The 9,031-nt window shown below is 33.7% G+C and carries 11 protein-coding genes and 1 tRNA gene; 10 read left to right on the forward strand and 2 right to left on the reverse strand.

Going from position 1 to position 9,031, the window contains the following annotated elements; genetic code table 11:
* Positions 1-5 precede the first annotated feature (5 nt).
* From ACODSI_RS02895 to ACODSI_RS02920, 6 genes are all read left to right on the forward strand, one after another.
* Positions 6-608 (forward strand): alpha-ketoglutarate-dependent dioxygenase AlkB family protein, encoded by a 603-nt coding sequence (locus ACODSI_RS02895; RefSeq protein ID WP_488915349.1) that lies wholly within the window; start codon positions 6-8, stop codon positions 606-608.
* Positions 609-642: 34 nt separating this feature from the next.
* Complete coding sequence (locus ACODSI_RS02900; protein WP_488915350.1) at positions 643-1,470, forward strand: sterol desaturase family protein; 828 nt, start codon at positions 643-645, stop codon at positions 1,468-1,470.
* A gap of 100 nt (positions 1,471-1,570) precedes the next feature.
* Entirely contained in the window at positions 1,571-1,846 is a 276-nt protein-coding gene (locus ACODSI_RS02905; RefSeq protein WP_488915351.1) for a TIGR03643 family protein, read from the forward strand.
* A 69-nt stretch (positions 1,847-1,915) separates the two neighbouring features.
* Entirely contained in the window at positions 1,916-2,851 is a 936-nt protein-coding gene (locus ACODSI_RS02910) for an alpha/beta hydrolase (protein WP_488915352.1), read from the forward strand.
* A gap of 52 nt (positions 2,852-2,903) precedes the next feature.
* Complete coding sequence (locus ACODSI_RS02915; protein WP_488915353.1) at positions 2,904-4,763, forward strand: M61 family metallopeptidase; 1,860 nt, start codon at positions 2,904-2,906, stop codon at positions 4,761-4,763.
* An 82-nt stretch (positions 4,764-4,845) separates the two neighbouring features.
* Complete coding sequence (locus ACODSI_RS02920; RefSeq protein ID WP_488915354.1) at positions 4,846-5,565, forward strand: DUF4369 domain-containing protein; 720 nt, start codon at positions 4,846-4,848, stop codon at positions 5,563-5,565.
* Positions 5,566-5,599: 34 nt separating this feature from the next.
* On the opposite strand, the gene bamM is transcribed toward ACODSI_RS02920, so the two are convergent.
* A complete protein-coding gene (bamM, locus tag ACODSI_RS02925; RefSeq protein ID WP_488915355.1) occupies positions 5,600-6,697 on the reverse strand; it encodes a BamM family beta-barrel-assembly machinery protein in 1,098 nt (365 codons plus the stop codon).
* Positions 6,698-6,776: 79 nt separating this feature from the next.
* Here bamM and ACODSI_RS02930 point away from each other — a divergent pair, with 79 nt between their 5' ends.
* The 3 genes from ACODSI_RS02930 to ACODSI_RS02940 are packed head-to-tail and all read left to right on the forward strand — an operon-like array spanning position 6,777 to position 8,233.
* On the forward strand, positions 6,777-7,163 hold the full coding sequence (locus ACODSI_RS02930) for an RNA-binding S4 domain-containing protein (protein ID WP_488915356.1): 387 nt from the start codon (positions 6,777-6,779) through the stop codon (positions 7,161-7,163).
* On the forward strand, positions 7,150-7,731 hold the full coding sequence (locus ACODSI_RS02935; RefSeq protein ID WP_488915357.1) for a class I SAM-dependent methyltransferase: 582 nt from the start codon (positions 7,150-7,152) through the stop codon (positions 7,729-7,731). Before ACODSI_RS02930 ends, ACODSI_RS02935 begins: the two co-directional genes overlap by 14 nt.
* Positions 7,732-7,735: 4 nt before the next feature.
* Positions 7,736-8,233, forward strand: a complete 498-nt coding sequence (locus ACODSI_RS02940) for a phosphoribosyltransferase family protein (protein ID WP_488915358.1) — start codon at positions 7,736-7,738, stop codon at positions 8,231-8,233.
* Here ACODSI_RS02940 and ACODSI_RS02945 read toward each other — a convergent pair.
* Positions 8,225-8,743 (reverse strand): shikimate kinase, encoded by a 519-nt coding sequence (locus ACODSI_RS02945; protein ID WP_488915359.1) that lies wholly within the window; start codon positions 8,741-8,743, stop codon positions 8,225-8,227. The genes ACODSI_RS02940 and ACODSI_RS02945 overlap by 9 nt on opposite strands.
* Positions 8,744-8,869: 126 nt before the next feature.
* Here ACODSI_RS02945 and ACODSI_RS02950 point away from each other — a divergent pair.
* A tRNA-Lys gene (locus ACODSI_RS02950) sits at positions 8,870-8,942 on the forward strand.
* Positions 8,943-9,031 lie beyond the last annotated feature (89 nt).

A 9,031-nucleotide genomic window follows, 5' to 3' on the forward strand; every position in this document is an offset into this window, starting at 1 on the left:
GACTAATGAATTCTCTATTCCCATCCGAAAAAATTTCATTCGATGTACCCAATGCCACCATTGAATATTATCCTTCATTTTTCAATGAGGAACAAGCTACATTGCTCTTTGAAAAATTACTCCATGAGACTCCGTGGCAACAAGATGATATTACCGTTTTTGGAAAAATACACCCACAGCCGCGATTAACTGCACTTTTTGGAAATGAAGGTAAACCTTACTCCTATTCTAATATTGTGATGCAACCCCACCATTGGAATCCGCTTATAATGTTTATCAAATCAGAAATTGAAGAAGTAATCCAAGAAAATTTCACAACGGTGTTACTCAATTTATACCGTGATGGGAAAGACAGCAATGGCTGGCATGCTGATAATGAAAAAGAATTAGGTAGAAATCCGATAATAGCCTCTGTTAGTTTTGGTGCCGAACGCAGTTTTCATTTACAACACAATTCTATTAAAGATGCCAAGCTTAAAATTACTCTAGAAAACGGAAGTTTACTACTGATGAAAGGTGAAACACAACATTTTTGGAAACATCAAATTCCGAAAACCGCTAAACCAATGGCGCCAAGAATTAATCTTACGTTTCGTATAATCAAATAGTATTTTCATTATTTTTGGTGTAAATCCAATTCAAATGAACGAAATTATAGCCTATTTTGAAAGCATCCCTTCTTCCCATCGTGCCTTAATTCTTGCTGGCGGCATCACCTTATTTTGGTTAATTGAAAGTGCTGTTCCGTTTTTCAAATTCAAATACAACAAGTGGCAACATGCTGGTATTAACATCTTTTTCACGATAACAACGATTATAATTAATTTTGCTTTGGCGTTTATTTTGCTTAAAGCAGCCCATTATGTAACCCTTAATCATTTTGGAATTCTGAATTGGTTACCACAAATGAACACTTGGCTTTACACCATCATCGGATTACTTTTAATGGATTTTATTGGTGCCTATTTAGCACATTTCACCGAACATAAAGTCAAATTATTGTGGCGATTTCACTTAATTCATCATTCGGATACTTACATTGATACCACCTCGGGAAACCGCCATCATCCTGGTGAAAGTATCATTCGATTTACATTTACTACACTAGCTGTAGTACTTGTTGGAAGTCCGATGTGGATGGTTTTTATGTACCAAACGCTTTCTGTTGTAGCCACACAATTTACGCATGCTAACATTTGTCTGCCCAAAAAACTCGACAAAATTATAAGTTACTTTCTAGTTTCACCCGACATGCACAAAGTTCACCATCATTACAAGTTGCCGCATACAGATAGCAATTATGGCAATATTTTTTCTATTTGGGATAGACTATTAGGCACTTTTAGCTATATGGAACGCGAAACCCTTGTTTACGGCATAGATACCCATATGGAACCTGAAGAAAATAACCGATTGGTACCCTTATTAAAAATTCCGTTTCAAAAAATGCGTTCACCTCGAGAAGAATAAAATTTTTACAATCATTTTAAAAAGTAATTATTTTTTTTCTTAATATTGGTATACGAATTGATAATATAAAAAAACTAACGTTAATTGTGCTTTTCAACTAATGAAAAAAAGTAAAAGAGTAGAACTTGACAACGAACAATTAGAGCGCGTTGTTAGTATGGCTCAAGAGGAACGAAAACCTTTTGAAGTATTAAAAGCTGAATTTGGAATAACTGAAAATGAAGTTACCGAGTTGATGCGCAAAAGACTATCCAAAGACAATTTTGAACTTTGGAAGAAAAAAGTTACTGCAAGTAAACCAAAACCAAAACCAATCATCGACGATTTTGATGACGATTTGGAAGGTAAATATTATATTAAAAATAAATTTGACTAAAAAACAAACCTATAAAACACTTAAGCGATAAATACTTATCGCTTTTTTTAATCTTACTATACCTGCAACATGAAAAAAATAATTACAGTGCTTTTGATGTGTGTCTCAACACTAACTTTTTCTCAAGAGTCAAAAACTACAACACAAGACATTGAAATAAATCCTTTGATTAAAGGAACACTATTTTCTCCAGAAAAAGTTACCGATAAAACCAAACTAGTCATTCTTATTGCAGGTTCAGGTCCGACCAATAGAAATGGAAACAGTACCATAGGAGGCATCAACAACTCTTTAAAATTTTTAGCCGAAGGTTTAGCGAAGAATGGAATTGCCGTTTTTAGTTACGACAAACGAATATTTGCACAAATGGTAAACAAAACCTTAGATGAGAAATCCCTTTCATTTGAAGATTTTATAAACGACTCTAAAGAGGTAATTGCCTATTTTAAAGTACAAAAAAAATATTCCAAAGTTATCATAGCGGGTCATAGTGAAGGCTCTTTGATTGGAATGGTAGCCGCCAAAGATACTGCTGACGGATACATTTCTTTGGCTGGTGCTGGTCGTCCAATTGATGAAGTGTTATCAGAACAAGTGGCTAAAAATTCACCGGCCTTAAAAGAAGCTGCAGATCAAAATTTAGCACTTTTAAAGCAAGGAAAAACTTTTGAAAATCAAAATCCTTTACTGGAATCACTCTTCAGAGAAAGCATTCAGCCGTATATGATTTCATGGATTAAGTACAATCCTCAAGTTGAAATAAAAAAATTACAAATTCCAATATTAATAATTAATAGTACCAAAGACATACAAGTGCCTGCAACGGATGCTGAACTACTTCACAAAGCCAATCCCAAATCAGAGTTGGTCATTATTGCAGGAATGAATCATATTTTTAAAGACATTGAAAAAGACGAAGACAATATAAAATCTTATTCCAATCCAAAATTACCCGTAAATCTTATATTAATAGAAACCATGACTAAATTCATAAATTCCATTTAATGTGTAACAAAAACATTAGCTTAGCTACCTATGTATCACTAAATGAATCTTAATGAAAAAAATTATTCTAAGCCTTGCTTTCGCATCCCTTTTATGGAGTTGTAAACCAACGACATCCGTAACCTCTAAAACCGAAAAACCAGAAATAGCGGTTACTATAGACTTAAATCATGTAAAGGAAGATAAAGTAATGGTTGCTGTTACAGCTCCATTAATTACTACTGGTGAAATTACATACCACATTCCCAAAATAATCCCAGGCACTTATTCTGAAGACGATTACGGAAAATTTATAGACGATTTTAAAGCCTTTGATACGAATGGAAAAGCTTTAGAAGTTACCAAATCGGATGCTAATTCTTGGTTGATAAAAAATGCTACAAAATTAGATAAGATTACCTATTGGGTAAATGACACTTATGACATTGAAGGTGGTGGTGGCTTTGGAAGTGGTGTATTTTCACCTGCTGGAACCAACATCAATGAAGGCAAAAATTTCATGATAAACAACCACGGATTTGTGGGTTATTTTGACAATAAAAAAGATTTTACATACAATGTAACCATTTTGCATCCTGAAACGCTTTTTGGAGCTACTTCATTAGTCGATTCAGACAATAGCAATCTATCGGACACCTTTGTGGTAGCACGATACAACGATTTGGTTGACAATCCAATTATGTATTCGGCACCCGATTATACTACCTTTAATGTAGATGGAATGGACATTTTATTTAGTGTTTATTCGCCAACAGGAAAACATTCTGCTAAAGCGCTTTCACCCGATTTAGAAAAGTGCATGCGTGCTCAAAAGAAATTTTTAGGCCCTATCAACACCAACAAAAGATACACTGTTCTTTTATATCTTTCTGATATGAAGGCGAAAGATGCCAAAGGATTTGGAGCCTTAGAACACAACAGTTCTACTTCGGTAGTTTTTCCAGAAATGATGCCCACCGGTGCCTTAGGAAAACAAATTATTGACGTAGTTTCACACGAGTTCTTTCATATTGTAACACCACTTGGGGTACATTCTAACGAAATTCATTATTTTGATTTCAACACGCCTAAAATGTCTAAACATTTATGGATGTATGAAGGGGTAACTGAATATTTTGCCAACCTTTTTCAAGTCAATCAAGGATTAATTGATGAAGATGCTTTTTATAAAAGAATGGTGGGTAAAATCAATAATGCCAAGCGCTTGAATGACACAATGCCGTTTACTACCATGAGTGAGAATGTTTTGGTAGAACCTTATAAAGCGCAATACCTAAATGTCTATGAAAAAGGAGCATTAATCGGAATGTGTATCGACATTATAATAAGAGAAAAAAGTAATGGCCAACGCGGAATTTTAGATTTAATGCAGAAATTAACTAACGAGTTCGGTCCAAAAAAACCCTTTACCGACGACGAACTTTTTGCTAGAATTACCGAATTGACGTATCCAGAAGTTGGCGATTTTTTAACTACACATGTTTCAGGCACAACCCCAATTCCATATGATGTTTATTTCGCTAAAATGGGAATTGCTAAAGGAAAAATCAAAAAAGCAGCCAATCCGTTTATGTACAAAAAATCGGCTGGCATCACTGGAAATGCTACCACTAAAGAAATTGTAGTTAAAAATTACACCGAATTGAGTCCGTTTTTAACCTCATTAGGATTAAAAGGTGACGATGTAATTTCTTCTATAAACGGAACAGAATACAACTTAGACAAAATTTCAGAAATGATGACCGCTGCTCAAAACTGGAAAGAAGGAGAAACAGTATCCATAAAAATAAAACGCGACGGAAAAGAGCAAACCCTTTCAGGAAAAGTAATTGTAAATTATGAAGAATCGGAAGGTTATCATTCAGTCGATGCAACAAAAGATTCTTTAAAAGAAGCTTGGTTAAAAGGATAAACTTGAATGTATCCATTTTTAAATCCTCAATTTATGTTATAGATTGGGGATTTTTTCATTATTTTGCCAAAAATAAAAAACCATGCGTAAAACAATTATAGCCTTAGCATCTTTGGCATTACTTTCATCTTGTAACGAAAAAAAATCCGATAAAAACCTTCATATCACGGGATATATTAAAGGTTTAAAAAAAGGAACTTTATACATTCAACGAATTAAAGACACCGCATTAGTAGCAATTGACACTATTAAAATTGATGGTGATTCTCATTTTTCTAGTGACATCAATATTGATTCGCCAGAAATGTTTTATTTATTCTTAGATCGTGGCGTGACCAATTCTATTGATAATAATCTTCCGTTTTTTGTTGAACCAGGAACGGTAAACATTGAATCTTCTCTAGATTTTTTTACTGCCGATGCCAAAATTACAGGCTCCAAAAATCAAGAACTGTATGACGAATACCGAAAAGTAGTTTCGCGTTATGTGGACCAGAATTTAGATTTAATTCAAAAACGATTCAATGCACTTAAAGCTAAAAACGTAGCTGAATTGACTAAGATTCAAGAAGAGCAAGACAATGTTTTAAAACACAAATACCTTTACACTACTAATTTTGCTGTAAATCACGCCGATTATGATGTAGCACCTTATGTGGCCGTAGCCGAGATTTATGACATCAATTTAAAATATTTGGATACGATTCAAAAATCGATGACGCCAAAAATTGCCAAATCACTTTATGGCAAAAAACTCAACGAATTGATTGCAGAACGAAAAAAATCAGAAACTACCAACTAAAAAAAATCCCGTTCCAATGGAACGGGATTTTTTTTTAATTTACTTCTTCAAAATGACATGTTGGATCCAAATATTTTCTCAACCTTGTTGGGTCAGTAAAATCAGATGATAAAGGTGTAGAAACAGGATTGTCAGGCAAAACCGCAGGACCTGTAAATTTTCTAGGAACCCCTTTTCTCTCATCATAAGGTGTATTAGGGTCATCAACAGCAGCACCTTCAAATGGATAGTGAGCAGATGTAGCAGTTACATCACCCTTGATTTTATGTGTTTCCGAACGGGTTGTAAAATTATCGCCATCATCATCGGTATCATACATATTTGGAATTCCGTCTCCATCAGTATCGTATATTTCAACAGTACCATCACCGTCATAATCATAGCCTAAGTATGGATTTTCTTTCCATCTAACAGATGTTGGAATGGATGTTAACATTTTGCGCTCGTCTTTAGACAAAATTCCGTCACCATCTTGATCTCGATATTGCAACTCATATAATTTAAAATTGAAAATTATAGGTGAATAGGCCGGAATAGTTCCTGCTGGATTGTTGTAATAGGCCAATCCAGAAGGCAAAAACATTACACCAGCACCAAAATCATTGAATGTGGCTGGATTTCCATTAGTTGATGGCGTGTAAGTTCCTGTATGGAAATTTGGTATAATATGAGACCATCCTGTAATAACTTCTTGAAGTTTAAACCAAACAGGAGTATCCGCTATATCAAATTGCGCACTTTTTTTCAAGTTGATCCCTTTATAAGCCACATGGATAGAATCCACTTGAGTTGGTCGCTTACCGTTAACAATATCGCCTTCTCTAAATTTAATGAAATAAATTTTATAATTTATACCGCCCTGAGCCACTGTAGTATCACTTAAATGAAAGGCAACATCTGTTCTAATAGAGGAATGACCATTACCTGGCACTAACGTATCAAAAGTCACATTATAATTAGAATCATACGTTAAATAATGGGTGTCAATGTATTGATCTATTGCTGCAATATCTGTGGCATATTGAGTAGCGTAGTCACGTAAAGGCTCCGTAGACGTGTTGTCATTCTTTGAACAAGATAAAACCACAGCGGAAAAAACAAATACAGAAAGTATTTTATAAAAAGTATTCATTATTAATCAATTTTAAGTGCGCAAGATACAATATTGATTTATTTTTGTAAACTATTTAACGTTGATTTTAGATATTTTTATGAGAGTTGATAAATACTTATGGTGTGTGCGCTATTACAAAACCAGAAACATGGTTACCGAAGCCTGTAAAAAAAATCATATTACTGTAAATGGCCAAGTGGCAAAAGCTTCTAAAGAGGTTTTCCCATCGGATAAAATAACCTTTAGAAAAGACCAAATTACGCACATCATATCAGTTTTAGACATTCCAGCCAATCGTGTTGGGGCTAAATTAGTTGACATCTACAGAAAAGATGAAACACCTGCAGAATCTTTTGCGCATCTGGAACTTTTAAAACTTTCTAAAGAACATTACCGAAAAACAGGCACGGGACGTCCTACAAAAAAAGACCGCCGTGATTTAGACGAATTGGAATTTAATACCGATAGTGATGAAACTGAATAGTACGTATTGGGAGGAACGCTATAAAAATAAAGAAACGGGTTGGGATGTTGGTACAATAACAACGCCTTTAAAGGAATATATCGATCAAATTGAAGATAAATCAATAAAAATTCTCATTCCTGGTGCTGGAAACAGTTACGAATTGGAATACTTATTAAACAATGGATTTGAAAATGTTTTTGTCTTAGATTATGCGCAAGCTCCTTTAGATAATATCCAACATAGAATAGCCAATTGCAAGCCAAATCAACTTATAAAATCAGATTTTTTTGAACATCAAGGCAACTACGATTTAATACTAGAACAAACTTTTTTTTGTGCTTTAGACCCTCAATTAAGAAAAAAATATGTTGAAAAAGCAACTTCTTTATTGCATCCTAAAGGAAAAATTGCTGGACTACTATTCCAATTTCCATTAACCGAAGTCGGACCACCCTTTGGCGGTTCAAAAGTGGAATACATTGATTTATTTCAAGATCAATTTGAAATAAAAACATTAGAAACAGCAAATAATTCTATTAAACCAAGACACGGAAACGAACTCTTTTTTATCTTTATCAAAAAATAAAACCATGAGCCAAAATATCATTCTTACCCACCAAGAAATCGAACACAAAATTAAACGTATTGCTTATCAAATTTACGAAACATTTGTAGAGGAAGAAAGTATTGTTATTGCTGGAATTGCTTCAAATGGTTACGTTTTAGCAGAAAAATTAGCTACGGTTCTAAAAACAATTTCACCATTAAATATCATTTTGTGTGAAGTGAAAGTAGACAAACAAAATCCAAATTCTGAGATAAAAACTTCAATTTCTAAAGAAGATTATCAGAATAAAGGCATCGTTCTAGTAGATGATGTATTAAATTCAGGATCTACATTAATGTATGGTGTAAAACATTTTCTTGATGTTCCATTACAGAAATTTAAAACCGCAGTTTTGGTTGATAGAAATCATAAAAAGTTCCCTATAAAAGTTGATTTTAAAGGCATTTCACTTTCTACTTCATCACACGAACATGTTTCGGTTGTATTTGAAGCTCACGATAGTTTTGCCAAATTAAGCTAATTTTTCAACAATTTCAGCAATTATTTCTTCTATAGTTTTACCATCAACGGTAACCTTAATTGTTGCTTGATTGTAATAAAAACTACGATCAAAAAGATGCTTTGCGATGAATTCTTTCATTGCATCATTTGGTAAATTGGCGAGTAATGGCCGCTTGCTTTTTTCGAGTACTAACCGATCAAACAATGTATCTACAGAAGCTTTTAAGTATATGGAAACAACTCCTTCTGAATGTAAAAATTCATGATTATTAAAATAACACGGTGTCCCACCTCCTGTGCTTAATATTATATTAGTATCGCTATTTAAGATTCTTAAAAAAATCTCGTGTTCTTTCTTTCTAAAAAAAAGCTCTCCTTTAGTAGCAAAGATTTTTTCAATAGTCATTTCACATTCTTTTTCAATAATTTCATCCAATTCAGCGACAGGAATTCCGGTCTTATCAGCTATTTTTTTTGCTATAACCGACTTACCACTTCCCATATAACCTATTAAAACAACTTTCTTCATAGAATAAAACCTTATATATTAAGGCATTAAGAGATATTATTAAAAAAAGGTAAATTTAAAACAAAATTGCTTTGAAAAATAAATAATATCGTCTTATATTTGCACCCGCATTCAAGAAATGAAAATGACTCGATAGCTCAGTCGGTAGAGCACATCACTTTTAATGATGGGGTCCTGGGTTCGAGCCCCAGTCGGGTCACAAAATGACCAAAGTCTAACAAAATATTGAATGCAAATGACTCGATAGCTCAGTCGGTAGAGCACATCACTTTTAATGATGGGGTCCTG

Source organism: Flavobacterium sp. FG139 (genome assembly GCF_057809695.1).

Bases quoted from the DNA above. Each gene is read 5' to 3' on its own strand.
- ACODSI_RS02895 (WP_488915349.1), top strand. From the start codon at position 6: ATGAATTCTCTATTCCCATCCGAAAAAATTTCATTCGATGTACCCAAT.
- ACODSI_RS02900 (WP_488915350.1), top strand. From the start codon at position 643: ATGAACGAAATTATAGCCTATTTTGAAAGCATCCCTTCTTCCCATCGT.
- ACODSI_RS02905 (WP_488915351.1), top strand. From the start codon at position 1,571: ATGAAAAAAAGTAAAAGAGTAGAACTTGACAACGAACAATTAGAGCGC.
- ACODSI_RS02910 (WP_488915352.1), top strand. From the start codon at position 1,916: ATGAAAAAAATAATTACAGTGCTTTTGATGTGTGTCTCAACACTAACT.
- ACODSI_RS02915 (WP_488915353.1), top strand. From the start codon at position 2,904: ATGAAAAAAATTATTCTAAGCCTTGCTTTCGCATCCCTTTTATGGAGT.
- ACODSI_RS02920 (WP_488915354.1), top strand. From the start codon at position 4,846: ATGCGTAAAACAATTATAGCCTTAGCATCTTTGGCATTACTTTCATCT.
- bamM (WP_488915355.1), bottom strand. From the start codon at position 6,697: ATGAATACTTTTTATAAAATACTTTCTGTATTTGTTTTTTCCGCTGTG.
- ACODSI_RS02930 (WP_488915356.1), top strand. From the start codon at position 6,777: ATGAGAGTTGATAAATACTTATGGTGTGTGCGCTATTACAAAACCAGA.
- ACODSI_RS02935 (WP_488915357.1), top strand. From the start codon at position 7,150: ATGAAACTGAATAGTACGTATTGGGAGGAACGCTATAAAAATAAAGAA.
- ACODSI_RS02940 (WP_488915358.1), top strand. From the start codon at position 7,736: ATGAGCCAAAATATCATTCTTACCCACCAAGAAATCGAACACAAAATT.
- ACODSI_RS02945 (WP_488915359.1), bottom strand. From the start codon at position 8,743: ATGAAGAAAGTTGTTTTAATAGGTTATATGGGAAGTGGTAAGTCGGTT.